A 26,420-nucleotide genomic window follows, 5' to 3' on the forward strand; every position below is an offset into this window, starting at 1 on the left:
TACTATTGCCGCTAGTTTGGGGATGCGCGTGCGATTCAATTGCCGCCCGCGCCGCGCCGCAGGGCGCCGCCGGGTCGATTTTGTGGCATTTCCAACTACACTGTAATGTGCCGGCAGCCCAGTAAGCGACCATTTTAGGAACGATATGTACCATTACGACCAGTACGACCACCTCATCGTGCGCGAGCGCATCGCCCAGTACCGCGACCAAGTGCGCCGCCGCCTCAGCGACGAGCTGAGCGAAGCCGAATTCCTGCCCCTGCGCCTGCAAAACGGTCTGTACATGCAGCGCCACGCCTACATGTTGCGCATCGCCGTGCCCTACGGCCTGCTGTCGTCCAAGCAAATGCGCATGTTCGCCCACATCGCCCGCAAGTACGACCGCGGCTACGGCCACTTCACCACGCGGCAGAACATCCAGTTCAACTGGATCAACCTGGAGCAGACGCCGGACATCCTGAGCGAGCTGGCCTCGGTGGAGATGCACGCCATCCAGACCTCCGGCAACTGCATCCGCAACACCACCTCCGACCCCTACGCCGGCGTGGCCGCCGACGAGATCATCGATCCGCGCCCCTTCGCCGAGATATTGCGCCAGTGGAGCACCTTCCACCCCGAGTTCATCGCCCTGCCGCGCAAGTTCAAGGTCGCCATCAACGGCGCCGAGGAGGACCGCGCCGCCATCGCCGTGCACGACATCGGCCTGACGGTGGTGCGCAACGCGGACGGCGAGGTCGGCTTCAAGTTCATGGCCGGCGGCGGCATGGGCCGCACGCCCATCCTGGGCAGCGTGATCCGCGAGTTCCTGCCGTGGCAGCACCTGCTCACCTACACCGAGGCGGTGATGCGCGTCTACAACCAGTACGGCCGCCGCGACAACAAGTACAAGGCCCGCATCAAGATCCTGTTGAAGGCGCTGGGCGTGGAGGAGTTCACCCGCCAGGTCGAGGCCGAATGGGTCGACCTGAAGGACGGCCTGGAAACGCTGACCGCCGAGGAAATGGCCCGGGTGAGCGCCTACTTCGTGCCGCCCGCCTACAAGGATCTGGCCGCCATCGAGCCGGCCGCCCTGCACGCCGACAACAAGGCCTACAGCAACTGGCTCAAGCGCAACGTCAAGCCGCACAAGCGGCCGGGCTACGCCGCCGTGGTGCTGTCGCTGAAGAAAACCGGCGTGCCGCCGGGCGACGCCACCGCCGAGCAGATGGACTTCGTCGCCGAGTTGGCCGACCGCTATTGCTTCGGCGAACTGCGCGTGACCCACGAGCAGAACCTGGTGCTGGCCGACGTCGAGCAGTCGCTGCTGTTCCAACTGTGGCAAGAAGCCAAGGCGCACGGCCTGGCCACGCCCAACATCGGCCTGCTGACCGACATGATCTGCTGCCCCGGCGGCGACTTCTGCTCGTTGGCCAACGCCAAGTCGCTGCCGATCGCCGCCGCCATCGCCGAGCGTTTCGACAACATCGACTTCCAGCACGACATCGGCGAGATCGAACTGAACATCTCGGGCTGCATCAACGCCTGCGGCCACCACCACGTCGGCAGCATCGGCGTGCTCGGCGTCGACAAGGACGGCAGCGAATGGTATCAAGTGTCGATCGGCGGCGCCCAGGGCAAGCACGCGGCCATCGGCAAGATCATCGGCCCCTCGTTCTCCTCGCTGCAGATGCCGGAGGTGATCGGCCGCCTGCTCGAGGTGTATGTGCGCGAGCGCTACGAGGACGAACCTTTCGCCGCCACCGCGCAGCGCCTGGGCATCGCGCCGTTCAAGGAACATGTGTACGCCACGCCGATCAAGGCGGGCCAACTGGTGGGTGAGGATGAATATGTCTGAAGCAAAGAAAAACCTGATCATCAAGCAGCGCAGCGTGGTCGAGGACGACTGGCAGGTGCTGCGCCTCGAGCTCGCCGAGGGCGCCGCGGAAGGTGCCGAAGCACAAGACCCGGCCGGCCTCGCCATCCCCGCCGGCAAGGTGATCCTGCCGCTGCCGGTGTGGCAGGCGCAGGGCGCCGCCCTGGCCGGTCGCGTCGCCGCCGGAGAGATCGCCGTCTGGCTGGCCAGCGACGAGCGGCCGGAAGCGATCAAGGACGACCTGGCCAAGTTCGCCCTGGTGGCGGTCGACTTCCCCAAGTTCACCGACGGCCGCGGCTACTCGATCGCCTACAACCTGCGCAGCCGCCTGGGCTACGCCGGCGAGCTGCGCGCCATCGGCGACGTGCTGCGCGACCAGTTGTTCTCGATGCAGCGGGTCGGCTTCGACGCCTACGCCACCCGCCCCGACCGCGACATCCACGAGGCGCTGAAGGGCCTGTCCGACTTCTCCGAGACCTACCAGGCCTCGGTCGACCAGAAGCAGCCGCTGTTCCGCCGCCAGCCGCGCGACGTGCGCCCCGACGGCAGCGATGCCGGCTCGGGCATCTAAGGGAGACGCCATGGACGACCTGACCACCCTGATCGCCGCCACCGAAGCCACGCTGCAAGGCATCGCCGCCGACTTCACGCCCGCCGTGTTCGCCTCCAGCCTGGCCGCCGAGGACATGGTGCTGACCGACCTGATCCTGCGCGCCAAGCTGCCGATCGGCATCTTCTCGCTGGAGACCGGCCGCCTGCACCCGGAGACGCTGGACATGATCGAGCGCATCGAGTCGCACTACGGCTACCGGGTCGCGCTGTACCGCCCGCAGCCCGAGGCGGTCGAGGCCTACGTCGCGCAGAACGGCCTGAACGCCTTCTACAACAGCGTCGAGATGCGCCGCGAATGCTGCCGCGTGCGCAAGGTCGAGCCGCTCGGCCGCGCCCTCGCCGGCCAGCGCGCCTGGATCACCGGCCAGCGCCGCGCCCAGTCGAGCACCCGCGCCGAACTGCATGTGCAAGAGGACGACCCGGCCCACGGCATGGTCAAGTTCAATCCGCTGGCCGACTGGTCCGAGCAGGACGTGTGGAACTATATCCGCGACCGTGGCGTGCCCTACAACGCGCTGCACGACCAGGGCTACCCCTCGATCGGCTGCGCCCCCTGCACCCGCGCCGTCGAGCCGGGCGAGGACGTGCGCGCCGGCCGCTGGTGGTGGGAGAACCCGGACTCCAAGGAGTGCGGCCTGCACATGGTCGACGGCAAACTGATCCGCATCAAGTCCGTTGCCGCATAACAAGAGACCCGGGCGCCAGCCCGCTGACAACAACATCTACAAGACGATAGGCACAGTCCAATGAACGCTCCAGCTGCTCAACAACCGGCCACCTTCGGCCTCGGCGACATGAACGCGCGCCACCTCGACGTGCTCGAATCGGAAGCCATCCACATCCTGCGCGAGGTGGCGGCCGAATGCGCCAACCCGGCCCTGCTGTTCTCCGGCGGCAAGGACTCGGTGGTGCTGCTGCGCCTGGCCGAGAAGGCCTTCCGCCCCGGCAAGTTCCCCTTCCCCCTGGTGCACGTCGACACCGGCCACAACTTCGCCGAGGTGATCACCTTCCGCGACAAGCGCGTCGCCGAACTGGGCGAGCGCCTGATCGTCGGCTCGGTCGAGGACTCGATCCGGCGCGGCACGGTGCGCCTGCGCAACCCGCAAACCGACTCGCGCAACGCCGCCCAGGCCGTCACCCTGCTCGAGACCATCGCCGAGCACAAGTTCGACGCCTGCATCGGCGGCGCCCGCCGCGACGAGGAGAAGGCCCGCGCCAAGGAGCGCATCTTCTCCTTCCGCGACGAGTTCGGCCAGTGGGACCCGAAATCCCAGCGCCCCGAGCTGTGGGACCTGTACAACACCCGCGTCCACCCGGGCGAGAACATGCGCGTCTTCCCGATCTCCAACTGGACCGAGCTCGACGTGTGGCTGTACATCGCCCGCGAGAAGCTGGAACTGCCGCCGATCTACTTCGCCCATGAGCGCCAGGTGATCCCGCGCAACGGCCTGCTGGTGCCGCTGACCGACCTGACCCCGCCGCGCGAGGGCGAGACCGTCGAGACCCAGACCGTGCGCTTCCGCACCGTCGGCGACATCTCCTGCACCTGCCCGGTGTCGTCGGACGCCGCCACGGTCGAGGCGATCATCGCCGAGACGGCCATCACCCAGATCACCGAACGCGGCGCCACCCGGATGGACGACCAGACCTCCGAAGCGTCGATGGAAAAACGTAAAAAGGCAGGATACTTCTGATGAACGCACTCAACCCAACCCAACCCGCCAACCCGGACGCGCTCTCGGGCCTGCTGCGCTTCATCACCGCCGGCTCCGTCGACGACGGCAAGAGCACCCTGATCGGCCGCCTGCTGTTCGACAGCAAGGGCATCTTCGCCGACCAGCTCGACGCCATGTCGCGCTCCAAGCACAAGCGCACCGTCGGCGACGCCGTCGACCTGTCGCTGCTGACCGACGGCCTGGAGGCCGAGCGCGAACAGGGCATCACCATCGACGTGGCCTACCGCTACTTCGCCACGCCCAAGCGCAAGTTCATCATCGCCGACACGCCGGGCCACGAGCAGTACACCCGCAACATGGTGACCGGCGCCTCGACCGCCGACGCGGTGATCATTTTGATCGACGTGTCCAAGGTCAAGCTGCGCGAGGACGGCGGCGTCGACCTGCTGATCCAGACCAAGCGCCACTCGACCATCGCCCACCTGCTGCAGATCGAGCACATCGTCGTCGCCGTCAACAAGATGGACCTGATCGACTACGACCAGGCGATCTACGAGCGCATCGTCAAGGCCTACCGCGAGTTCGCCGCCACGCTGGGCCTGAAGGACATCACGCCGATCCCGCTGTCGGCGCTGAGCGGCGACAACGTCGTCAGCGCCAGCGAGAAGCTGAGCTGGTACAAGGGGCCGACGCTGATCGAGCTGCTCGAATCGCTGTCGGTCTACGACGAGTCGCACCATTCGCCGTTCCGCTTCCCGGTGCAACTGGTGGCGCGCCACAACGGCCACGAGGCAAACGACTTCCGCGGTTACATGGGGCGCATCGAGGCCGGCAAGGTCAGCGTCGGCGACAAGCTGGTGGTGCAGCCGTCCGGCCAGAGCGCCACCGTCAAGGACATCGTCACCCTGGAAGGCTCGCACCAGTCGGCCATCGCCGGCCAGTCGGTCACGCTGCTGCTCAACGAATACCTGGACATCTCGCGCGGCGACCTGCTGGCCAGCGCCGAGCAGCCGGCCACGCTGCTGAAGAACCTGAACGCCGACGTCTGCTGGATGTCCGACGAGCCGCTCGACCAGCGCCGCAAGTACTGGATCAAGCACGGCACCAGACAGACCGCCGCCAAGGTCAGCGCCATCGAGTCGCTGTTGGACATCAACACCCAGCAGCGCCACGGCGCCGACGGCCTCAAGCTCAACGACATCGCGCGCATCAGCCTGACCGTGCAGCAGCCGCTGGCGGCCGACGCCTACGACGACATCCGCGCCACCGGTGCCTTCATCCTGATCGACGAGGTGACCCACCAGACCGTCGCCGCCGGCATGATCCGCCTCGGCGCCTGAGCGAGCAAAGGAGCCGCAGATGCCAGCCTTCGGAAAAGTCTATCTGATCGGCGCCGGTCCCGGCGCCCAGGACCTGATCACCCTGCGCGGCGCGCGCCTGCTGGCGCAAGCCGACGTGGTGTTGCACGACGCCCTGGTGACGGCGGAGATGCTGGAGCTGTGCCCGCAGGCGGTCAAGATCGCCGTCGGCAAGCGCTGCGGCCAGTTGTCGACGGCGCAGGCCTTCATCAACAAGCAGCTGGTCGACCAGGCCGGCAAGTGCGCCCTGGTGGTGCGCTTGAAGGGCGGCGACCCGATGCTGTTCGGCCGCGCCGACGAGGAGTTGCGCGCGCTGGAGGCGGCCGGCATCGAGGTCGAGGTGGTGCCCGGCATCACCACCGCGCTGGCGGCGGCGGCGGCCACGCGGCAGCCGCTGACCCAGCGCGGCGTGGCGCGCAGCGTCGCCTTCTTCACCTCCAGCACGGCGCCGGCCCACCCCGGGCTGACCGCCGTGCCGGACACCGACACGCTGGTGCAGTACATGGGCGGGCGCGAGGCCATCGTCACCGCCCGGCGCCTGCTGGAACAAGGCCGCCCGGCCGCCACGCCGGTGGTGGTGATCGAGAACTGCAGCCGCGCCGACCAGCGCGTGCTGCGCCTGACCCTGGGCACCCTGGCGCAGGGCTTGGGCGAGACCCACGGCCCGGTGCTGGTGATGCTGGGCGAGGCGATGCGCGCCCGCCCCCGGCAAACCTTGGACGCGCCCGCCGCGCACGACGCGCCCCGCCAACTGCTGGCCTGATTGCATTGCAAATTAAACACGTCAATTGTTCTTTTAATCAAAAAAATGTTATCCACAGCAATAATCGTGATACCATTAACAACTAGAACATTGCATGCCGCCAGTTGCGGCATATTTTTTGCAGCGACAAACAACAGGAATTGAAGATGAACAGCACAATGAAATCGATCTTGACGGCGGCCACCCTCCTCGGCGCCAGCGCCTTCAGCAGCGCCGCCATGGCGGCCGCCTGCACCGGCGTGTCGATCGGTAGCTCGAGCACCGCCGACGTCAAGCTGGGCGGCGGCGCCTCGGACAAGTGCGTCGTCTCCACGGTCAACCCACAAAACGGCAGCACGGCTGGTTTCAGCGCCGCCTTCGGCGCCGGCAGCTGGTCGCTGCTGAGCAAGGTCACCGGCACTAGCGTCGCGGAAGCGCACACCACCGCCAACTTCGGCGGCGTCGGCTACAAGATCGACTTCACCGAAAACAGCGGCACCGAAAAGACCGGCACCTGGACCATCACCGCCGACAAGGCCGTCACGCTGGACCTGGCGTTCGCCCTGCACGCCTCCAACCGCAGCGACGCCTTCTTCTTCGACGACCAGGTGCTGGCCAAGAACGCCGCCACCGCCGGCAGCTGGACCATCAACTGGCGCAACAACGGAGGCCAGGTGCCCAACTTCTCCAACCTGACCATCTTCGCGCGCGATTCGCACATCTCGGCCGTGCCCGAGGCGGACACCTACGCCATGCTGCTGGCCGGCCTGGGCCTGGTCGGCTTCGTCGCCCGCCGCCGCCGCGCCAAATAACAGCAACACCGCCCACCGGCTCCCGCCCAGGCGGCGCCGGACGGCAAAAAGCCCCGCCTGCTCGCGCACGCGGGGCTTTTTTTCGCCTACCTGGGAGCAGCAGTGGTCGGCGAGGGTCAGACCCTAGGGTCTGACCCTGGATTGGCGCCACCGGTTTTTGCTTGGCACGGCGGCGGTTTGCGGAGAGCGCGACGGCTAGGCGCCGCCGGCCGCCGCGACGCAGTAGTCGGTCATCGCCTTCAACACGCTGGGGTCCTCGCCCACCGCGCCGGCCACCTCGATCGCCACGCCGGGGTGGTCATTACGCAGCTGCTCGACCAGCAGCGGCAGGTCGCGCAGCACGTGGCCGCCCTGCCCCAGGAACACCGGCACCACGGTGATCCGCGCGGCGCCGGCGGCGGCCAGCTCGGCCACCAGCTCGGACAGCTGCGGCGTCATCAACTCCAGGAAGGCCAGCGCCACGCGCGTGCCCGGCATGCGCGCCTGCGTCATGTCGCGCAGGCGCTCGAACGGCGCGGCCCAGGAGGCGGCGCGGGCGCCGTGGGCGAACAGGATCAAGGCGCGTTGCGGTGCTTGGTTCATGGCGGTTTCCATCGTCAGTGTCGCTCCACCCACCACAGCGCGGCCAGCGCCAGCAGCAGATACAAGGCGCTCGGCGCGATCGCGGTGAGCAGGGCCGGCCAGGTGCTGAGCAGGCCGAGGTGGGAGAACAGGGTGTTGACCAGCATGAAGCTGACCCCCAGCATGATGCCGACGAAGATTTTCAAGCTGACGCCGCCGCTGCGCGTGTGCAGGTAGGCGAAGGGCAGCGCCATGGCCATCAGCACGAAGATCGACAGCGGGTCGATCAGCTTCTTCCAAAAGGCGATCTTGAAGCGCTCGGTCTCCTGCTTGTTCTCCTGCAGGTGGCGGGTGTAGACGGCCAGCTCGGTGGCCGACATGCGGTCCGGGTCGGAGCTCGACACCGACAGGATCTTCGGCGTGATCTCGGTCACCAGGTCCTTGCTGGCGCTCTTCGTCGTCGCCACCGCGCTGGTGGCCTGGGCGAAGTTGTTGGCGGCGTCGGCCTGGCTGTCCGGCCGTGGCAGCGCGCTGTTGGAGAACTGGTTCTCGGTCACCTCGAGCAGGCGCCAGGTGTTGTTGCCCTGGTAGGTCGCGCTCTTGGCCAGGATCAGCGAGCGCAGGCGGAAGTTGGTGTCGAACTCGTACAGCTTGACGTCGCGCAGTTGGCCGTCGGGGCGCACCTCGCGCACGTTGAAGAAGCGCGAGCCGGCCATGGTTCCCGCCAGGCCGTCGCTCTTGACGATGTCCTTGGTCCACAGGCCTGAGCGGAACTCGGCCGAGACGGCGGCGCCGCGCGCGCTCAGCTTGATCTTGGCGGCCAGCGGCGTGGTGCGCGGGGAGATCAGCTCGCCGAAGATGAAGGTGATGATGACCAACACCACGCCGACCTTGAACAGCATCCACGCCGCCATGCCGGTCGACATGCTGGAGGCGCGCATGATGGTGAACTCGGAGGTGCTGGCGAACTGCGCCATCGTGTAGATGGTGCCGATCAGCGCCGCCACCGGCATCACCTCGTAAACGTGGCTGGGCAGCATGATCAGCACATACAACAAGGCGTGCTGGATGGCGTAGCCGTTCTTGCCCACCGAGGGCAGCTCGCCGGTCAGGTCCATGAAGGCCTGCAGGGCGAGGAAGGCGAGCAGCACGAAGGCCACCGCCTGGGCGATGGAGACGGCGAAATAGCGTTGTAGGACTCTCATTTGGCGGCGCCTTCCTTGTTGCAGGCGCGGGGCCGCTTGATCGATGCCAGCAGGACCAGCGGGTGGTAGCGGTGGTTCACGTTGAGCCGCCAGAAGAACAGTCCCAGCACGACCAGGCCGACCAGCAGGTGCAGCGGCCACCACGACAGGGCGAAGCTGAAGCGGCCCTGCTTGACGCTGGCCTCGACCAGTTTGACCAGGTTGGTGTAGGTGAAGAAGATCAGCAGCGCGATGATCAGGTTGGCCGAGCTGCCGGCGCGCGGATTGACGAAGCCCAGCGGAATGGCCAGCAGCACCAGCACCAGGCAGGTCAGCGGCGAGGCCAGGCGCCACAGCAGCTCGGCGCGGGTGTCGTTGGTGCGCAGCGCGAACAGGGCCGGCGTTGCCATGCCGGCGACGTCGATCTCGGACACGATGTCCTGCGTCTGGCTGGCCACGCGCATGCTGTAGCGCTCGAACTCCATGGTCTGGAAGTCGGCCTGGCCGGGCACGCCCTGGTAGCGCCGGCCGTTCTTCAGCACCAGGAAGCGCTGGCCCTTGGCGTCGGCGGTGATGACGCCCTCCTTGGCGACGATGACGGCGGTGCCGTGCTCGTCGACGGTGTTGACGAAGACGTTCTGCACCACCGCCGTCTTGCCGCTGACGCCCTCGACGAAGAAGATGCGGTTGCTCGACGCCGATTCCTTGAACTGGCCGGGCGCGACCTTTTGCAGGCCCTCGCGCTTTTCAAAGCGCTCGACGTACTCGCTGCTCTTGTGTTTGGCCCAGGGCGTGGCCACCAGGCTGAGGACGGCCGTCAGCAGCACCATCGGCAGGCCGAAGCTGAGCACCGGCGCGATCCAGCGCGTCAGGCTCAGGCCGGAGGCGAACCAGACCACCATCTCGGAGTCGCGGTAGCTGCGCGTGACCACCATCAGCACCGAAATAAAACTGGTGAGGATGACGATGGTTGGCAGATAATTCAGGGCCGCGAAAACGATCAGCGCCACCACGTCGCTCGACGCGACCTTGCCGCCGGCGGCCTTGCCGAGGATGGTGATCAGGGTCCAGGTGACGGAAATGCTGAACAGGACCGTAAAAGTAGCCCCGGCGACGCTGACCAGCTCGCGACGTAGGGCGCGTTGAAAAATCATTCGAAGTTTACAATTCGGCGGTTAAGTTAGTAAGATGCGTAACGCGCCTGGCCATACACCGCAAGGCCAGGCAAAAAAGTACACGACACGGAGAACCAAATGGACTTTAGCATAAAAGCATTCGACACAAAAAACACCCTCGCTACGGCCAAGAGCGGCGTCGTCGCCGTTGCGGTTTTCGAAAACAAAAAGCTTTCGGCCGCCGCCAAGGCGCTTGACGGTGCTGGTGAAATCTCGGCTGCGCTGAAGTCCGGCGACATTTCCGGCAAGGCCGGCACCACCCTGCTGCTGCGCGCCGTCGAAGGCGCCGCCGCCGAACGCGTGCTGCTGGTCGGCCTGGGTGGCGACGAGACGGTCGGCGAGAAGAACTTCGCCGCCGGCGTGGCTGCCGCCCTCAAGGTGTTCGCCACCCTGGGCGCGAGCGACGCCATTATCGCACTACCGCTGGCCGAAGTGAAAGAGCGCGACGTTAACTGGGCGATCCGTTGCGTGGTGCAGGCCGGCCACGAGGCCGTCTACCGCACCGACGGCCAGAAGAGCAAGAATTAACCTGGCCGCCAGCGGCGTCAAGAAGCTGGCCCTGGCCCTGCCCAACAGCGCCGCCAACAAGCTGGCGCTGGCGCAGGCCGTGGCGATCGCCAAGGGCATGGACCTGACCAAGTGACCTGGGCAACCTGTCGGCCAACATCTGCACCCCGACCTACCTGGCCAACACCGCCAAGCAGCTGGGCAAGGACTACAAGTTCGAGGTCGAGATCCTCGACCGCAAGCAGCTCGAAGCGCTGAAGATGAACAGCTTCCTGTCGGTCACCAACGGCAGCGAACAGCCGCCCAAGTTCATCATCATCAAGCACATGGGCGGTAAACCGAAGGACGCGCCGGTGGTCCTGGTCGGCAAGGGCATCACCTTCGACAGCGGCGGCATCTCGCTCAAGGCCGGCCCCGGCATGGACGAGATGAAGTACGACATGGGCGGCGCCGCCTCGGTGCTGGGCACCTTCCGCGCCATCGGCGAGATGAACCTGAAGCTCAACGTGATCGGCGTCATCGCCAGCTGCGAGAACATGCCGTCGGGCCGCGCCACCAAGCCGGGCGACATCGTCACCTCGATGAACGGCCTGACCATCGAGATCCTCAACACCGACGCCGAAGGCCGCCTGGTGCTGTGCGACGCGCTGACCTACGCCGAGCGCTTCAACCCGGCCGCCGTGGTCGACATCGCCACCCTGACCGGCGCCTGCATCGTCGCCCTGGGCCACCACAACAGCGGCCTGTTCACGCGCCACGACGCGGCGCACGACAAGCTGGCCGCCGAGCTGCTGGAAGCGGGCCAGGAGGCCGGCGACACCGCCTGGCGCCTGCCGATCGGCGAGTTGTACAACGAGCAGCTGAAGTCCAACTTCGCCGACCTGGGCAACATCGGCTCGCCCGGTGGCGCGTCGTGCACGGCGGCGGCCTTCCTGGAGAACTTCACCCGCAAGTACACCTGGGCCCACCTGGACATCGCCGGCACCGCCTGGAAGTCGGGCGGCGCCAAGGGCTCGACCGGCCGTCCGGTGCCGCTGCTGGCCAACTTCCTGATCAAGCGCGCCTAAACGGCGGGCAGAAAAGGGGCGCGGCGCCACGGCGGCGCGCCCCAACGGCCGGCACCGCCGGCCAACGCCCATGAAAAATGGCGGCCATTTGGCCGCCATTTTTATCTCCGCCGCCGCCGCGCCGCTCAGTACACCGTCACGCCCGGCGCCGGCGGCGCGCGGCCGTCGGCCTCCTCGCCCTTGTGCAGGATCACCGTCAGCGTGGCCGGGTAGTCGAAGCCGGCGCCGGTGTTGCGGTCGACCAGATAGCCGGCGCCCGCCGTCAGCACCACGTTGCCCCACACGCTGCTGTTGACCTTGGAGTCGACCTTCTCGTAGGCCCAGGCGGCGCCGTCCTGCCTGCAGTCGACCCGCAGCGGCGCGGCGCTGCGGCGGATGGTCACCCGCGCCGGGCTGGTGACGAACCATTTGCCGACGTCGTTGTACAGCACGCAGCCGACCCCGCCGACCTCGCGGTTGTCGAGGATGGTCTGCACCGTCACCTGCTGCTGGGTCGATTCGGTCAGGGTGGCGCAGCCGGCCGTCAGGGCCAGGGCTGCGATTGCGGCGAGTCGGTACATGGTCTGGCCTCTGGCGGGCGGGGGATGGGGAAGCGCCGGGGAAGCGCCGCGCGCAACGGCACGGCGCCTACTTGCGCTTGGTGGGGATGGGCTGCTCGGCCGGCACCGGCACGGCGGTCACGCTGTTCTTCGGACTGCCGTCGATCAGGCGGTCGGAATACACCAGGTAGACCAGCGCGTTGCGCTTGACGTCGACCATGCGCACCACCCGCACATGTTTGAAGAAGATCGAGGCGCGTTCGGAGAACACCTCCTCCTGCTGCGGCAGCACGCCGTTGAAGCGCAGCGGCCCCACTTGGCGGCAGGCCACCGACGACTCGGCCTTGTCCTCGGCCAGGCCGATGGCGCCCTTGAAGCCGCCGGTCTTGGCGCGCGACAGGTAGCAGCTGACGCCGGCCACGCGCGGATCGTCGAACACCTCGACCACCACCTTGTGGTCGGGACCGAGCAGTTGGAAGGCGGTGTCGACCGAACCGATGTTTTCGGCGCGACCATGGCTGGCCAGGCCCAGCAGGGCCAAGCCAAAAATGGCGCGGCACAGCCGCGTGGTGTTCATCGGGCGGCCGTCAATTGATCGGGGCGAAGCGCTGGACCATCACGCCGTCGACCTCGATCAATTGAAAGAACACATCCCGGGGCCGGGTCCAGATGGACCCGTCGGCGGCGCGATAGACGATCATCGGACTGAGGTCCGATTCCAGGGTCGCCTCGCACACCAGCTCGTAGACGCCCCCTTTATAGTGCCGAAATCGCATGCCGCCTGTCCTCAGCTGGTTTGACGGGCACTCGGACGCACTGGCTGGGCCACCACGTCGTCGATATTGCCCTGGGCTTTAGCCTTCTTCAAACTTTGGATGACCTTCAGGATGTCCTCCATGCCGGTCTCGCCGTCCAGGGTGGCGAACGCGTCAAGCACCTCGTTGAGGACTTGATTGCGCACGGCAGCCTGATCGGAGTCGATCACCGGCGCCCGCTGCAGTCCCGAGCGCGGGCTCGCGACGGCCTTGGTGGCGGCCTCCTTGGATGCGGCGGTCTTGCGTCCGCCTGGCGTTTTGCCATGCTCGAGCGCAGCCTGCCAGATCACCCAGCGGCGTTGAGTTTCGAACACCAGATATTCCTCTGGCTTGTCTTCGCGCCGGCGTACGATGTGTCCATCGCGCTGCGCCCATGCTTCAAATGCAGATCGCATTTTCTTCCTTTACAAATGCTTTGCGCAGAACTTACTGTTAAAACCACAAGTATTTCCGAATAGTACCATTTATTGAATTGATACAACACTGTTAATGCATCTTTTTTGTCAATTAAATGGTTGCCCTACGGCAATATAGATTCTAATCCTGTTTGATACAAGTATATTTCGCTTTTCAAGTGCGTTTAATTGATTCTAGTACCATTTTGATAACATGGAAGCACTATTGGCAATTATTTTTGCAAATGTTAGATTTTGCAACATTCTATGGCCTGGAAGGCAATTTGTGACAGCCCTATTTCATGTTTTTTCACAAAATTCTCGAGAATTATAAACAATTGAGCAAAATCAAAACGTCCGCTTGAAAAACCTTGTTGTTCCACCGCCATAGCAGCGAATCGCCCGGCGCCCGAGCCCGCTTTTCCCTCCGCCACAGAGTGGCGCGGCGCCAGCGCCAAGGGCGCCGCAGCCAGCGCAAAGATGCTCGTATCCAACAATGCCACAGAGATCGATTCGCCGACGCGCGTTAGCGCAATGGTGCGGCACTTGTTCCTGGACAAGGAAAGCTCGGCGCCGGCGCCGCCTCGCCGGCAGCGGGGAGGCGCCGTGGCGGCGGCCGCAACCGTGGTGGCTGCGGCCGCCGGATACTGTCGTGCGGCAACAACAAAGGGAATGGCCGACGCCGCAAAACGCCCCTCAGGATGCAAGCCGCCGGCCGGCGCCGAAGCTGCACAGCGCGGTGATCGCCGTCCGGATGAAGAAGAACAGGCCGACGACATCGCGCTGCAGCCGCTGGGCGCCTTCTTCCGCCAGGCCGTGCTGCCGCCGGCGGTGCTGCTCGGCTACACCGCGCTGACCCAGGCGCAGGTGCGCTATGCCGGGCAAAAGCTGGCGCGGCTGCTGGCGCGGGCCCGGGCCGAGCCGGCGCGCTGAGGCGGCGCCCGTCGCGCCGCCGCCGGCTGCTGTAAAATCCGCACAGCGCCGACCCGCACAGCGCGTCGGCGGCGGCCGCGCCCGCCCCCATCCATCCCCTATTCAGTCTGTAGAAACCCCATGAAAATTGCCACCTGGAACGTCAACTCCCTCAATGTGCGCCTGCCCCACGTGCTCAAGTGGCTGGAGGAAAACCCGGTCGACGTGTTGTGCGTGCAGGAAACCAAAATGACCGACGACAAGTTCCCCGCCGCCGCCATCGAGGCGGCCGGCTACCACGTCGTCTTCAGCGGCCAGAAGACCTACAACGGCGTGGCCATCCTGTCCAAGCTGCCGATCAGCGACGTCGTCAAGAACAATCCGCACTACGAGGACGCGCAGCAGCGCATCCTCGCCGCCACCATCGATGGCGTGCGCGTGGTCTGCGCCTACGTGCCCAACGGCCAGGCGGTCGGCACCGACAAGTACGAATACAAGCTGGCCTGGCTGGCCGCCTTCCAGCAATGGCTCAGCGAGGAGGCCGCGCTGCATCCGCAACTGGCCGTGCTGGGCGACTACAACATCGCGCCGGAAGACCGCGACGTGCACGACCCGGCCGCCTGGGCCGACCAGGTGCTGGTGTCCGTGCCGGAGCGCGCCGCCCTCACCCGCCTGCTCGAGCTCGGCCTGCAGGACTCCTTCCGCCTGTTCGACCAGGCGGAGAAGTCGTTCAGCTGGTGGGACTACCGCGCGCTCGGCTTCCGCCTCAACAAGGGCCTGCGCATCGACCACATCCTGCTGTCGAAGGCCCTGGTGGCGCGCTGCAGCGCCTGCGTGATCGACCGCGCGCCGCGCAAGTGGGAGCAGCCGTCCGACCACGCCCCGGTGATCGCCACGCTGGACTGAGCGGCCGCCAAAAACGGTCATCATTGACAGCTAGTGGCGCCGGATGCGATGTCGTATCCTGCACAGCGGCGCGGACGGATCGGGCGCCGCACAGGCATCCGAAGGACCGCCTAGGCCGCCGCGCGGATGCATCCATCCAACGCTAGTTGAAGAGGAAGACCGACGTGAACAACTTCACCACGATCGCCGCCGGCTGCGCCCTGCTGGCCAGCGCCAGCGCATCCGCCCACGGTTACATCAGCCTGCCCGAGTCGCGCAACCTGCTGTGCCAGCAGGGCGGCAACAGCAATTGCGGCGCCATCCAATGGGAACCGCAAAGCCTGGAGGGGCCGTCCGGCTTCCCCGCCGGCGGCCCGGCCGACGGCGTGCTGGCCGGCGCCGGCCTGGCCCAGTTCGGCGAGCTCAACGAGCAGACCAGCAGCCGCTGGAGCAAGCGCGAACTGAAGGCCGGCGCCAACGTCTTCAACTGGCAGTTCACCGCCAACCACGCCACCCGCAACTGGCGCTACTACCTCACCCGCAGCGACTGGAACCCGAACCAGAAGCTGGGCCGCGCGTCCTTCGACTTGACGCCGTTCTGCGTCGTCGACGGCGCCCTGCAGCAGCCGCCCAAGCAGGTCGGCCACAACTGCACGGTGCCGCCGCGCAGCGGCTACCACCTCATCCTCGGCGTGTGGGAGATCGGCGACACCCCCAACAGCTTCTACAACCTGGTCGACGTGCTGTTCAAGGACGGCGGCACGCCACCGCAATGGAGCCAGGCCGGCACCATCTACCCCTCGCTCGACCTGAACATCGGCGACAGCGTGGCCAGCCGCGTGTTCGACGCCGCCGGCGAGCATCCCGAGCTGCAAACCAAGGTGCTCATCGCCAGCGCCGCCGACGGCCAGCGCAACAACTGGTCCTACCTGCTGGCCAGCCGCATCAACGCCGAGCAAGCCCTGCTGCGCGCCGGCCAGCCCGACCAGGCCGGCGCCATCAACCCGGTCTACGGCCAGAACACCATCTACGCCAAGGCCGGCAGCAACCTGACGCGGGTCGAGGTGCAGATCAACAAGGAGACGCCGCCGGCCGCCGACTTCAGCGTCAGCGAGCTGAAGTCCGCCTACGTCATCCAGAACGGCCATCTGAGCATCGACTTCAGCGTCAGCGCCAGCGGCGAGATGGAGCTGGGCGCCTACCTGTACGACGGCGCCGGCGTGGCCAAGGGCTACGCCACCGCCACGCTGAACAACAACAGCGCGCCGCTGGCGGTGGCGCTGAGCCAGCCCAAGGCGGGCGCGCACCAGATGGTGCTCAAGGCCGTCGTCAAGGGCAGCGGCGCGCTGCTGCAGAAAACCTTCAACATCAGCCTGAGCGAGGACGCCGGGCCGGCCGCCTACGACTACGTGTTCCCCACCGGCCTGGCCGGCTACAAGGCCGGCAGCCGCGTGCTGCAGCCGAAGAACGGCAAGGTGTATGCCTGCAAACCCTTCCCCTACAGCGGCTACTGCATCCAGTGGAGCGTCAATTCCACCTACTACGAACCCGGCGTGGGCAGCAACTGGCAGGACGCCTGGAACGCGCAATAGGTACGCCGCCAGCCTGACCCCGCAATGCGGGGTCAACGCTCAGCCAATCGAAACGGCCCTCTTTCGTGGTGGGCAATACAATGCCGCGTCCGCCGCGCGGATACGCCATCCACCACAAATTTTAGAGGAAAACCGACGTGCATCATCTCACCAAAATCGCCGCCAGCTGCGCCCTGCTGGCCAGCGCCGGCGCATCCGCCCACGGCTTCATCGACCTGCCCGAATCGCGCAACCTGCTGTGCAAACAAGGCGGCAACGGCAACTGCGGCGCCATCCAATGGGAACCGCAAAGCGTCGAGGGAGCGTCCGGCTTCCCGGCGCGCGGCCCGGCCGACGAGGTGCTGGCCAGCGCCGGCCTGGCGCAGTTCGGCGAACTCAACGAGCAAACCAGCAGCCGTTGGACCAAGCGCCAGATGCAGGCCGGTGCCAACGTCTTCCGCTGGCAGTTCACCGCCAACCACGCCACCCGCAACTGGCGCTACTACATCACCCGCGCCGGCTGGAACCCGAACCAAAAACTTGGCCGCGCCGCCTTCGAGGCGACGCCGTTCTGCGTCGTCGACGGCGGCATGCGCCAGCCGCCCAAGCAGGTCAGCCACAACTGCACGGTGCCGCCGCGCAGCGGCTACCAGGTGATCCTCGGCGTATGGGAGATCGGCGACACGCCCAACAGCTTCTACAACATGGTCGACGTGATGTTCAAGGACGGCGCCACGCCGGCGCCGCAGTGGAGCCAGGCCGGCGCCATCCACCCCTCGCTCGATCTGAACATCGGCGACAGCGTGGCCAGCCGCGTCTTCGACGCCGCCGGCGAGCGCCCCGAACTGCAGACCAAGGTGCTCATCGCCAGCACCGCCGACGGCCAGCGCAACAACTGGTCCCACCTGCTGGCCAGCCGCATTAACGCCGAACAGCCGCTGCTGCGCGCCGGCCAGATCGGCCAGGACGGCGCCATCCATCCGGTCTACGGCCAGAACACCGTCTACGCCAAGGCCGGCAGCAATCTGACGCGGGTCGAGGTGCAGGTCAACAAGGAGACGGCGCCGTCGATCGCCGACTTCAGCGTGGCCGATCTGCAAAGCGCCTACGTCGTCAAGCAGGGCCGGTTGAGCATTGCCTTCAGCGTGACGGCCAACGGCGAGATGGAGCTGGGCGCCTACCTGTACGACGGCGCCGGCGTGGCCAAGGGCTACGCCTCGGCCGCGCTGAACAACAACAGCGCGCCGCTGGCGCTGGCGCTGAACCAGCCCAAGGCCGGCCCGCACCAGCTGGTGCTGAAGGCGACGCTGCCGGGCGGCGCGGTGCTGCAGAAGAGCTTCGCCGTCAAGCTGAGCGAGGAGGCGGCGGCCGGCGCCTACGACCACACCTTCCCGAACAGCCTGGCCAGCTACAAGGCCGGCAGCCGCGTGCTGCAACCGAAGGACGGCAAGGTCTACGTCTGCAAGCCCTTCCCCTACAACGGCTATTGCGTGCAGTGGAGCCCGCACGCGACCCACTTCGAACCCGGCGTGGGCAGCAATTGGCGCGACGCCTGGACCGCGCAGTAGGAATCTGCCGGCAACGCGCGGCCTGATGGGGCTGCCCGGTTAAGACGCCGGCGGCCATAGAACCACCCAACGGCAAAGAGCCAGGGTCAGACCCTCAGGGTCTGACCCTAGATTTACGCCGCCGGGTTTTCTTAGCTTGGCTGCGTTCGGGCGGGGCCGCTCGAGGGCCGTATCATCACTCATCGCCGTGGCAGCAGCAGCTGCGCGGTGCTGTGCGACACCGGCTGCGAGAACAGATAACCCTGGGCGTACTGGCAGCCCTTGCGCTGCAGGATGGCGTACTGGCCCTCGGTCTCGACGCCCTCCGCCACCACCGACAGCTGCAGGCTGTGCGACAGCGCGATGATCGCCGCCACGATGGCGCGGTCCTCGGCGCTCTGCTCCAACTCCTTGACGAAGGCGCGGTCGATCTTGATCTTCTTGACCGGGAAGCGCTTCAGGTAGGCCAGGCTGGAATAGCCGGTGCCGAAATCGTCGATCGACAGGCGGATGCCCATGCTGTTGATCTGTCCCAGAATATCCAAGGTCTGCTCGCCGTGCTGCATCAGCGCCGTCTCGGTGATCTCGAACTCGAGCAGCGCCGGGTCGATGCCGGTCTCGTCGAGGATGCGGCGGATCGACTCGATCAGGCCGCGATGCATGAACTGGCGCGGCGACAGGTTGACCGCCAGCGGCACCGGCGCCAAGCCCTGCCTCATCCACGACATGCTCTGCTCGCAGGCGGCGCGGATCACCCATTCGCCGATCGGCACGATCTGGCCGTTCTCCTCGATGATGGGGATGAAGCTGTCGGGCATGACCAGCGCGCCGTCGGCGCGGCGCCAGCGCAGCAGCACCTCCATCGCGTGCAGGCGGCGCGTGCCGATGTCCATGATCGGCTGGAAGTGCAGCTCGAATTCTTTGTTGGCCAGCGCGCCGCGCAGGCTGCTCTCCAGCTCGAAGTGCTGGGCCGCCGCCTGGTTCATGGTCTGGTGGAAGAACTGGTAGTTGTTGCGCCCGCTGGCCTTGGCGTGGTACATGGCGGCGTCGGCGTGGCGCATCAGCGTCTCGACGTCGGCGCCGTCGTCCGGATAGACGCAGATGCCGATCGACGGCGTGATGTGCAGCGCGCGCCCCTCCAGCGGGAAGGCGGCGGCCAGCGCGTCGATGATCTTCTCGGCCACCTGGCTGGCCTCCTCGACGCCGCGGATGCCCGGCACCAGCACGACGAACTCGTCGCCGCCCAGCCGCGCCACGGTGTCGCTGGCGCGCACCGCGCGGCACAGCCGGCTGGCGACCTCCTTGAGCAGCTGGTCGCCGGTCATGTGGCCGAGCGAGTCGTTGATGGTCTTGAAGCGGTCCAGGTCGATGAACATCACCGCCAGCCGGCGCTCCGAGCGCTGCGCCGCCAGCATGGCGCGGTCGAGCCGGTCCGACAGCAGGGCGCGGTTGGGCAGGCCGGTCAGGCTGTCGTGGTAGGCCATGTGGTGGACCCGCGCCTCGGCCTGGCGCCGCTCGACGATCTCGCCCTGCAGCAGGGCGTTGGCGCCGGCCAGCTCGGCGGTGCGCTCGAGCACGCGCACCTCCAGCTCGTCGCGCGCCCGGCTGACCGCCTCGGCCGCCTCGCGCCGCGCCGTCACGTCGTCGACCAGCCAGACCGAGCGGCCGTGCGGCTGGCTCAGGTCGAACGGCCGGCCCGACAGGCGCCCCCAGAAGCAGCTGCCGTCCTTGCGCACCAGCTGGTGCTCGGACATGTTGACGCGGCCGGCGCGGAAGTCGCCGGCCGTCTCGTTGCGGGCGCGCTGCCAGGACTCGCGGTCGGCGTAGAAGGCCTGCACGCTGAGCATGTTCATCTCGCCCGGGGCGTAGCCGAACAGCTCCTCCATCTTGGTGTTGCAGCGCAGGTTGTAGCCGCCCTCGACCACCGAGATGCCCAGCACCGCGCTGTCGAGGATGGCCTGGTTCTCCAACAGGGCGTTGCGCAGCGACTCCTCGGCCGCCTTCTGCTCGGTGCGGTCCTCGATGATCCAGATGGTGCCCTGGGTCGGGTCGGCCGGGTTGACCACGTAGCCGATCAGCTGCGCCCACAGGCGGCTGCCGTCCTGGCGCTGCATCTCGATCTCGGTCTGGAACGGCCGCCCCACCGACAGCAGCGGAAAGGCCGCCGCGCCCAGCTGGTCGTAGGACTCCTGCGAGATGTACAGCGAGCGGCCGGGCAGGCCCAGGCCGGCGTCGCCCTGGTAGCGGAACATCTCGGCGAAGCCGCGGTTGTAGCGCGTGATGACGCGGTTCTTGGTGAACAGGATGCTGACCGAGGCGTTGGTCATGATCGCCTCGACCTCCATCTGCGTTTGCCGCGTCTGGCTGACGTCCTCCAGGATCCAGATGGTGCCGCCGTCGCTGTGGGCGTCGTCGACCGCCTTGGCGCGCACGCGGCACCAGATCAGCGTGCCGTCCTTGCGGCGGAACTGGTACTCGCTCTTTTCGAACGGCAGGCCGTTGCCCAGCAGCGGCGCGGCCTCGCGGCCGAACTCCTCGTACATCTCGGGCGAGGGGAAGACGGCGGCGGCGGGCCGGCCGATCAGCTCGTCGCGCTCGTAGCCGAACATCTCGGCCAGCCGTGGATTGCAGCTCAACATCAGCTGCTCCTTGCTGAACAGGATGCCGACCGAGGCGTTGTCGAGGATCGCCTTCTGCTCCAGCAGCAGCTGCTTGGTGGCCTCCTCGGCGCGCTTTTGCGCGCTGCGGTCGTCGAAGATCCAGATGGTGTCCTGCTGGCCGCGGCCCGGGTTGATCATGTAGCCGAAGGCGTGCGCCCAGAAGGTCGAGCCGTCCTGCCGGCGCATTTCCATCTCGGCCTGGTAGGGCTGGCCGCGCGCCAGCAGCGGCGCGGCGCGGCGCACCACGGCGCGGAAGGCCTCGGCCGACGGGTACAAGCCGGCGGTCAGCCGGCCGACGCCCTCCTCGCCCGCGAAGCCGAAGAACTCGCCGAAGCGGCGGTTGTAGCGCAGGATGCGGTCGTCGCGCTGGAAGCCGATGGCCAGCGGCGCGCTGTCCATCACCGCCTGCATCTCCAGCAGCGCGCGGCGCAGCCGCTCCTCGTCGCGGCGGTGCTCGTTGATGTCCTCGACGATCCACACCGTGCCCTCGGCGGTGTTGGACGGGTCGACGGCGCGGCCGTACAGGCGGCCCCAGAACAGGCTGCCGTCCTTGCGCAGCAGCCGCGCCTCCTTGACGAAGGACTGCCCCTGCGACAGCGGCGGCGTGGCCTCGCGGCCCAGCGCGGCGAACTCCTCCTCGGACGGGTAGACCACCATGGTCGGGCCGCCCTCGAGCTCGTGGCGGGCGTAGCCGAACATCTCGGCGAAGCGCAGATTGCATTCCTGGATGCGGCCGGCCTTGCTGAACAGGATGCCGACGGCGGCGTTGTCGAGGATGGCCTGCTGCTCGAGCAGCGTCTTGCGCAGCGCGCGCTGGTCGCGCTGCACGCTGCTGATGTCGCTGAAGACGATGGTGGCGCCGTCCAACTCGCCGCCCGGCAGCGGCTTGGCCCACACCTGCACGGCGACGTACTGGCCGTTGGCGCAGCTCAGGCAGCTGCTCCAGCGCTGTTCGGCCGGACTGTCGCCGTGGGCGCCGAGCACGGCGTCGAGCTGGGCCTCGCTGTCGGCGCGCACGTGGCGGGCGAACAGCTCGGCCAGCGCCTGGCCGCAGGCGTCGAAGCCGATCAAGGCCTGCAACTCCGAATTGGCGGCGACGACCAGGCCGCCGGCGTCGCAGGCGCAGGCGGGCAGTCCGATCAGCTGCAGGGCGTCGGCTACAAAATCAGGGTTCGTCGAGACTCGATTCATCTACACCAGGGCGCCAAATGGGAAAACGTTGCCCTCGCATCGCGGCATCGTATGGTGGGAGGATCATAAACCACATTGCCGCTGTTTGACCATTTTGCCTGCCGACGCCATGCTCTAAATCACCTTCAAAAACGACAACGCCCGGCGAGCCGGGCGTTGTCGTTGCTACCAAATTGCTATTTACCTCAGTGGGCGGATGCTCCAGCGGCGCCGATGCCGGTCTCGGAGCGCATCTCCTGCGCCTCGTAGCCGGCCCGGTCGATGCGGGCGCGGTCGCTCTTGTCGAGGATGGAGAACAGCCAGATGCCGACGAAGCCCGCCGTCATCGAGAACAGTGCCGGCGAAGCGTAAGGGAACAGCGCGTCGTGGTTGCCGAGCACGTCGACCCAGACCGACTTCGACACCACCGTCAGCGCGACCGCCGTGGTCAAGCCCATGAAGCCGCCGATGGTGGCGCCGCGGGTGGTGCAGTCTTTCCACAGCACGGACATGAACAGCACCGGGAAGTTGGCCGAGGCGGCGATGGCGAAGGCCAGCGAGACCATGAAGGCGATGTTCTGCTTCTCGAAGGAGATGCCCAGCACCACGGCGATGATGCCCAGCGCGATGGTGGTCAGACGCGAGACGCGCAGTTCGCTGGCGCCGCTGGCTTTGCCCTTCATGAAGACGGTGGCGTACAGGTCGTGCGAGACGGCCGAGGCGCCGGACAGGGTCAGACCTGCAACGACGGCCAGGATGGTGGCGAAGGCGACTGCCGAGATGAAGCCGAGGAAGACGTTGCCGCCGACCGCTTTGGCCAGGTGGATCGCCGCCATGTTGTTACCACCGAGGAGTTTGCCGGCGGCGTCCTTGAACTCGGGGTTGGTGCTCACCAAAACGATGGCGCCGAAACCGATGATGAAGGTCAGGATGTAGAAGTAGGCGATCCAGGTGGTGGCCCAGAAGACCGACTTGCGTGCCTCTTTGGCGCTAGGTACGGTGAAGAAGCGCATCAGGATGTGCGGCAGGCCGGCGGTGCCGAACATCAGCGCCATGCCGAAGGAGATCGCCGAGATCGGTCCTTGATGAAGGTGCCGGGGCCCATGATGGCGTCTTTTTTGGCGTGGATTTCGACCGATTTGGCGAACAGCGCCTCCGGGCTGAAGTTGAACTGGGCCAGCACGACGAAGGCCATGAAGGTGGCGCCACCGAGCAGCATGACGGCCTTGATGATCTGCACCCAGGTGGTGGCGGTCATACCGCCGAACAGCACGTAGATCATCATCAGCGAACCGACCAGCACGACGGCGATCCAGTATTCCAGGCCGAACAGCAGCTTGATCAACTGGCCGGCGCCGACCATCTGCGCGATCAGGTAGAAGGCCACCACGACCAGCGTGCCGGAGGCGGAGAAGATGCGGATCGGCTTTTGCTTGAAGCGGTAGGCGGCGACGTCGGCGAAGGTGAAGCGGCCCAGGTTGCGCAGGCGCTCGGCCATCAGGAAGGTGATGATGGGCCAGCCCACCAGGAAGCCGATGGCGTAGATCAGGCCGTCGTAACCGTTCAGGAAGACCGAGGCGGAAATGCCCAGGAAGGAGGCGGCGGACATATAGTCGCCGGCGATGGCCAGACCGTTCTGGAAGCCGGTGATGCCGCCACCAGCGGTGTAGAAGTCGGATGCCGACTTGGTTTTCTTGGCGGCCCACTTGGTGACGAACAGCGTGAAGACGACGAAGGCGCCGAACATCAGGATCGCGGTCCAGTTGGTCGGCTGCTGGTCGGCCTGGCCCAGGTCGGCGCCGGCGGCCAGCGCCGCGCCGGACATGGCCAGCAGCGTCAAGGAGGCGAGGAGGCGTTTGGCGGCGTTCATGCTTTCACCCGTTCCTGGATGGCGTGGGTCAGATCGTCGTACTCGCTGTTGGCGCGGCGGACGTAGAAGCCGGTGACGAGCACCGTGAAGACGATGACGAACAGCCCAATCGGCATCCCCCAGGTCATCACGCCGGCACCGGTCTTGGTGCTCAGCAGTTCCTTGTTGAAGGCGATCAGCAGGATGTAGCCGTAGTAGACGGCCATCATGCACCAGGTAAGCGCCCAACCGAACTTCGAGCGGGCGGTCACCAGCTTTCGGTAGTTGGGATCGCTCTTAATTTTTTGAACCATATCGTCATGCATTTTGCGTCTCCTTTTTATGTCTATTTTTTGCTCTTTTCTGCGAGCTTGAACCCAGCGTATAGGCCGAGACTTACCGGCCCCTTACGCGCGGAAGAAGCGGCATAAAAAAAGCTCCTCGCGTTGGCACGGGAGGAGCAGGAAAACAACGCCCGCCGCCGTGGGCGCGGACGGCGGCAATCGGGCGGCTTTAGACCAGCAGCGCGCTCTTGATTTGTTGTAGCGAGGCGGGGTCCTCGATGGCCGTCAGGTCGCCCGGATTGCGGCCCTCGCAGATGGCCTGGATCGAGCGGCGCAGCAGCTTGCCGGAGCGCGTCTTGGGCAGCTGCGGCACGAAGTAGACCCGCGCCGGCCGCGCCACCGCGCCCAGTTGGTGGTCGACCACGCCCATGATCTCGCGCTCGAGCGCCTGGCGCCCCTCGGCCGTGGCGATCTGCTCGGGGTGCTTGACGATGGCGAAGGCGATCGCCACCTGGCCCTTGAGCTTGTCCTCGACGCCGACCACCGCCACCTCGGAGACGTTGGCGTGGCTGGAGATGGACTCCTCGATCTCGCGCGTGCCGAGGCGGTGGCCGGCGACGTTCGATCACGTCGTCGGTGCGGCCGAGGATGAAGTAGTAGCCGTCGGCGTCGCGCACGCCCCAGTCGAAGGTGGAGTAGACCTGCTGGCCGCTGAAGGTGTTCCAGTAGGTGTCGACGAAGCGCTGGTCGTCGCCGTACACGGTCTGCATGCAGCCCGGCGGCAGCGGGCCGTCGATCACCACCACGCCCTTCTCGTTGGCGCCGCACTCCTCGCCGGTGGACTCGTTGAGCAGCTTGACCTTGTAGCCGTACATGGCCACGCCGGGGCTGCCCAGGCGGGTCGGCTTGTCCTCGACGCCCTTGGCGATCGACAGGATGGGCCAGCCGGTTTCGGTCTGCCAGTAGTTGTCGATGATCGGCACGCCGAGCTCGTCGGAGATCCACTGCGAGGTGGTCTCGTCGAGCGGCTCGCCGGCCAGGTACAGCGCGCGCAGCGAGGACAGGTCGTACTTGCGCATGAACTCGGGCGGCTGCTTGCGCAGCACGCGGATCGCCGTCGGCGCCGAGAACATCCGCGTCACCTTGTACTTCTCGACGATGCTCCACCAGATGCCGGCGTCGGGGCAGATCGGGCAGCCCCTCGTACATGATGGTGGCCATGCCGGCGATCAGCGGACCGTAGACGATGTAGGAGTGGCCGACCACCCAGCCGATGTCGGAGGTGGCGAAGAAGGTCTCGCCGGCCTTGCCACAGAAGTTGTACTTCATCGACGAAGCCAGCGCCACCGCGTAGCCGCCGACGTCGCGCTGCACTCCCTTCGGCTTGCCGGTGGTGCCGGAGGTGTAGAGGATGTAGGACGGCTCGTTCGATTCGAGCCAGGTGACGGCCACGCGGGCGTCGAGGTGGGCGGCGCGCAGGGTGGCGTAGTCGACGTCGCGCCCTGCCACCAGCGCCATCGGCGCCAGGCCGCGGTCGACCAGCAGCACCTTGGCCGGCTTGGCGGCGGACAGTTCGATCGCCTCGTCGAGCAGGTGCTTGTAGGGGATGGCCTTGCCGTTGCGCGAGCCGGCGTCGGCCGAGACGATGAGCACCGGCTTGGCGTCGTCGATGCGGCTGGCCAGGCTGTTGGCGGCGAAGCCGCCGAACACCACCGAGTGGATGGCGCCGATGCGGGCGCAGGCCAGCATGGCGAAGGCCGCCTCGGCGATCATCGGCATGTAGATCAGCACGCGGTCGCCACGGCCGACGCCCAGCGCCAGCATGACGGCGGCGCAGCGTTCCACCTCGGTTTGCAGCTCGTTGAAGCTGTAGGTTTTTTCGGTGTTGGTCTCGGTCGAGATGGCGATCAGCGCCGCCTGCCCGCCCTGCGTGGCGCACCAGCGGTCGACGGCGTTGTGGCACAGATTGGTCTGGCCGCCGACGAACCACTTGGCGAACGGCGGGCGCGAATAATCGAGCACTTGGGTGTATGGGGTGTTCCAGTCGATCAGGGTCGCCTCATCGCGCCAGAATTGTTCAGGCGTGTCGATAGAGCGCTGATAGAATTCAGCGAATTTCATGTCTCCTCCGTTGTTCGTGCAAATCGATAGCGGTCGCGGTCAGCACAGCTGGCCCGGCCGGTTTTCCACCCCACCCCGAGATGCCACGGTCGGGGTCCGACCCCGTACGGGGTCAGACCCCTGGCT

The 26,420-nt window shown here is 66.6% G+C and carries 21 protein-coding genes and 3 pseudogenes; 12 read left to right on the forward strand and 12 right to left on the reverse strand.

What is annotated here, in order from left to right; translation table 11 throughout:
• Positions 1-145 precede the first annotated feature (145 nt).
• From QC826_RS20980 to QC826_RS21010, 7 genes are all read left to right on the forward strand, one after another.
• Positions 146-1,834 (forward strand): nitrite/sulfite reductase, encoded by a 1,689-nt coding sequence (locus tag QC826_RS20980; protein WP_279762280.1) that lies wholly within the window; start codon positions 146-148, stop codon positions 1,832-1,834.
• A complete protein-coding gene (locus QC826_RS20985; protein WP_279762281.1) occupies positions 1,827-2,423 on the forward strand; it encodes a DUF934 domain-containing protein in 597 nt (198 codons plus the stop codon). Before QC826_RS20980 ends, QC826_RS20985 begins: the two co-directional genes overlap by 8 nt.
• Before the next feature lie 10 nt (positions 2,424-2,433).
• Positions 2,434-3,150 carry a phosphoadenylyl-sulfate reductase gene (locus tag QC826_RS20990; protein ID WP_279762282.1) on the forward strand — a complete coding sequence of 239 codons (717 nt, stop codon included), beginning with the start codon at positions 2,434-2,436 and terminating at the stop codon, positions 3,148-3,150.
• 60 nt (positions 3,151-3,210) lie between these two features.
• Positions 3,211-4,158 (forward strand): sulfate adenylyltransferase subunit CysD, encoded by a 948-nt coding sequence (gene cysD / locus QC826_RS20995; RefSeq protein ID WP_409567680.1) that lies wholly within the window; start codon positions 3,211-3,213, stop codon positions 4,156-4,158.
• Entirely contained in the window at positions 4,158-5,480 is a 1,323-nt protein-coding gene (locus QC826_RS21000) for a sulfate adenylyltransferase subunit 1 (RefSeq protein WP_279762283.1), read from the forward strand. The genes cysD and QC826_RS21000 overlap by 1 nt, the downstream gene beginning before the upstream one ends.
• 19 nt (positions 5,481-5,499) lie before the next feature.
• Positions 5,500-6,261, forward strand: coding sequence for a uroporphyrinogen-III C-methyltransferase (gene cobA / locus QC826_RS21005; protein WP_279762284.1), 762 nt, complete (start codon positions 5,500-5,502; stop codon positions 6,259-6,261).
• 146 nt (positions 6,262-6,407) lie between these two features.
• Positions 6,408-7,052 (forward strand): PEP-CTERM sorting domain-containing protein, encoded by a 645-nt coding sequence (locus QC826_RS21010; protein WP_279762285.1) that lies wholly within the window; start codon positions 6,408-6,410, stop codon positions 7,050-7,052.
• Positions 7,053-7,247: 195 nt separating this feature from the next.
• Here QC826_RS21010 and QC826_RS21015 read toward each other — a convergent pair whose 3' ends face one another.
• From QC826_RS21015 to lptF, 3 genes are read right to left on the reverse strand one after another with little or no spacing between them, the layout of a single operon-like run.
• Positions 7,248-7,634, reverse strand: a complete 387-nt coding sequence (locus QC826_RS21015) for a sirohydrochlorin chelatase (protein ID WP_279762286.1) — start codon at positions 7,632-7,634, stop codon at positions 7,248-7,250.
• Between the two features lie 14 nt (positions 7,635-7,648).
• A complete protein-coding gene (gene lptG / locus QC826_RS21020) occupies positions 7,649-8,818 on the reverse strand; it encodes an LPS export ABC transporter permease LptG (RefSeq protein ID WP_279762287.1) in 1,170 nt (389 codons plus the stop codon).
• Positions 8,815-9,951: an LPS export ABC transporter permease LptF gene (gene lptF, locus QC826_RS21025; protein WP_279762288.1), complete on the reverse strand. Its 1,137-nt coding sequence runs from the start codon at positions 9,949-9,951 to the stop codon at positions 8,815-8,817. The genes lptG and lptF overlap by 4 nt, the downstream gene beginning before the upstream one ends.
• A 99-nt stretch (positions 9,952-10,050) precedes the next feature.
• Here lptF and QC826_RS21030 point away from each other — a divergent pair.
• A pseudogene (locus QC826_RS21030) lies at positions 10,051-11,546 on the forward strand (leucyl aminopeptidase).
• 125 nt (positions 11,547-11,671) lie between these two features.
• Here QC826_RS21030 and QC826_RS21035 read toward each other — a convergent pair.
• The 5 genes from QC826_RS21035 to QC826_RS21055 form a co-directional block, all read right to left on the reverse strand.
• Complete coding sequence (locus QC826_RS21035; RefSeq protein WP_279762289.1) at positions 11,672-12,106, reverse strand: hypothetical protein; 435 nt, start codon at positions 12,104-12,106, stop codon at positions 11,672-11,674.
• Positions 12,107-12,173: 67 nt separating this feature from the next.
• Positions 12,174-12,662 (reverse strand): CreA family protein, encoded by a 489-nt coding sequence (locus QC826_RS21040; protein WP_279762290.1) that lies wholly within the window; start codon positions 12,660-12,662, stop codon positions 12,174-12,176.
• A 10-nt stretch (positions 12,663-12,672) separates the two neighbouring features.
• Positions 12,673-12,861, reverse strand: a complete 189-nt coding sequence (locus QC826_RS21045; protein ID WP_093386549.1) for a DUF1653 domain-containing protein — start codon at positions 12,859-12,861, stop codon at positions 12,673-12,675.
• Positions 12,862-12,872: 11 nt separating this feature from the next.
• On the reverse strand, positions 12,873-13,295 hold the full coding sequence (locus QC826_RS21050) for a hypothetical protein (RefSeq protein ID WP_093386546.1): 423 nt from the start codon (positions 13,293-13,295) through the stop codon (positions 12,873-12,875).
• Between the two features lie 248 nt (positions 13,296-13,543).
• Entirely contained in the window at positions 13,544-13,855 is a 312-nt protein-coding gene (locus QC826_RS21055; RefSeq protein ID WP_279762291.1) for a hypothetical protein, read from the reverse strand.
• Positions 13,856-13,967: 112 nt separating this feature from the next.
• Between QC826_RS21055 and QC826_RS21060 the strand changes: the two genes are divergently transcribed.
• From QC826_RS21060 to gbpA (QC826_RS21075), 4 genes are all read left to right on the forward strand, one after another.
• A complete protein-coding gene (locus QC826_RS21060) occupies positions 13,968-14,228 on the forward strand; it encodes a hypothetical protein (protein WP_279762292.1) in 261 nt (86 codons plus the stop codon).
• 120 nt (positions 14,229-14,348) lie between these two features.
• Positions 14,349-15,113 (forward strand): exodeoxyribonuclease III, encoded by a 765-nt coding sequence (gene xth, locus QC826_RS21065; RefSeq protein WP_279762293.1) that lies wholly within the window; start codon positions 14,349-14,351, stop codon positions 15,111-15,113.
• A gap of 164 nt (positions 15,114-15,277) precedes the next feature.
• Positions 15,278-16,684 (forward strand): N-acetylglucosamine-binding protein GbpA, encoded by a 1,407-nt coding sequence (gbpA, locus tag QC826_RS21070; RefSeq protein ID WP_279762294.1) that lies wholly within the window; start codon positions 15,278-15,280, stop codon positions 16,682-16,684.
• 137 nt (positions 16,685-16,821) lie between these two features.
• Positions 16,822-18,231 (forward strand): N-acetylglucosamine-binding protein GbpA, encoded by a 1,410-nt coding sequence (gbpA, locus tag QC826_RS21075; RefSeq protein ID WP_279762295.1) that lies wholly within the window; start codon positions 16,822-16,824, stop codon positions 18,229-18,231.
• A gap of 179 nt (positions 18,232-18,410) precedes the next feature.
• Here the strand turns inward: gbpA (QC826_RS21075) and QC826_RS21080 are convergent, their stop codons facing one another.
• The 4 genes and pseudogenes from QC826_RS21080 to QC826_RS21095 all read right to left on the reverse strand — a co-directional run bounded on the left by QC826_RS21080 (position 18,411) and on the right by QC826_RS21095 (position 26,294).
• The gene (locus QC826_RS21080; protein ID WP_279762296.1) at positions 18,411-22,061 is read right to left on the reverse strand and encodes a bifunctional diguanylate cyclase/phosphodiesterase; all 3,651 of its coding nucleotides are present in this window, start codon (positions 22,059-22,061) and stop codon (positions 18,411-18,413) included.
• A gap of 185 nt (positions 22,062-22,246) precedes the next feature.
• Positions 22,247-23,910 (reverse strand): annotated as a pseudogene (locus tag QC826_RS21085) (cation acetate symporter).
• Positions 23,907-24,215: a DUF485 domain-containing protein gene (locus QC826_RS21090; RefSeq protein ID WP_093386528.1), complete on the reverse strand. Its 309-nt coding sequence runs from the start codon at positions 24,213-24,215 to the stop codon at positions 23,907-23,909. The pseudogene QC826_RS21085 and the gene QC826_RS21090 overlap by 4 nt, the downstream one beginning before the upstream one ends.
• A gap of 187 nt (positions 24,216-24,402) precedes the next feature.
• Positions 24,403-26,294 (reverse strand): annotated as a pseudogene (locus tag QC826_RS21095) (propionate--CoA ligase).
• Positions 26,295-26,420: the final 126 nt, after the last annotated feature.

It is taken from the genome of Rugamonas sp. DEMB1 (genome assembly GCF_029834475.1).
GTDB lineage: Bacteria > Pseudomonadota > Gammaproteobacteria > Burkholderiales > Burkholderiaceae_D > Rugamonas > Rugamonas rubra.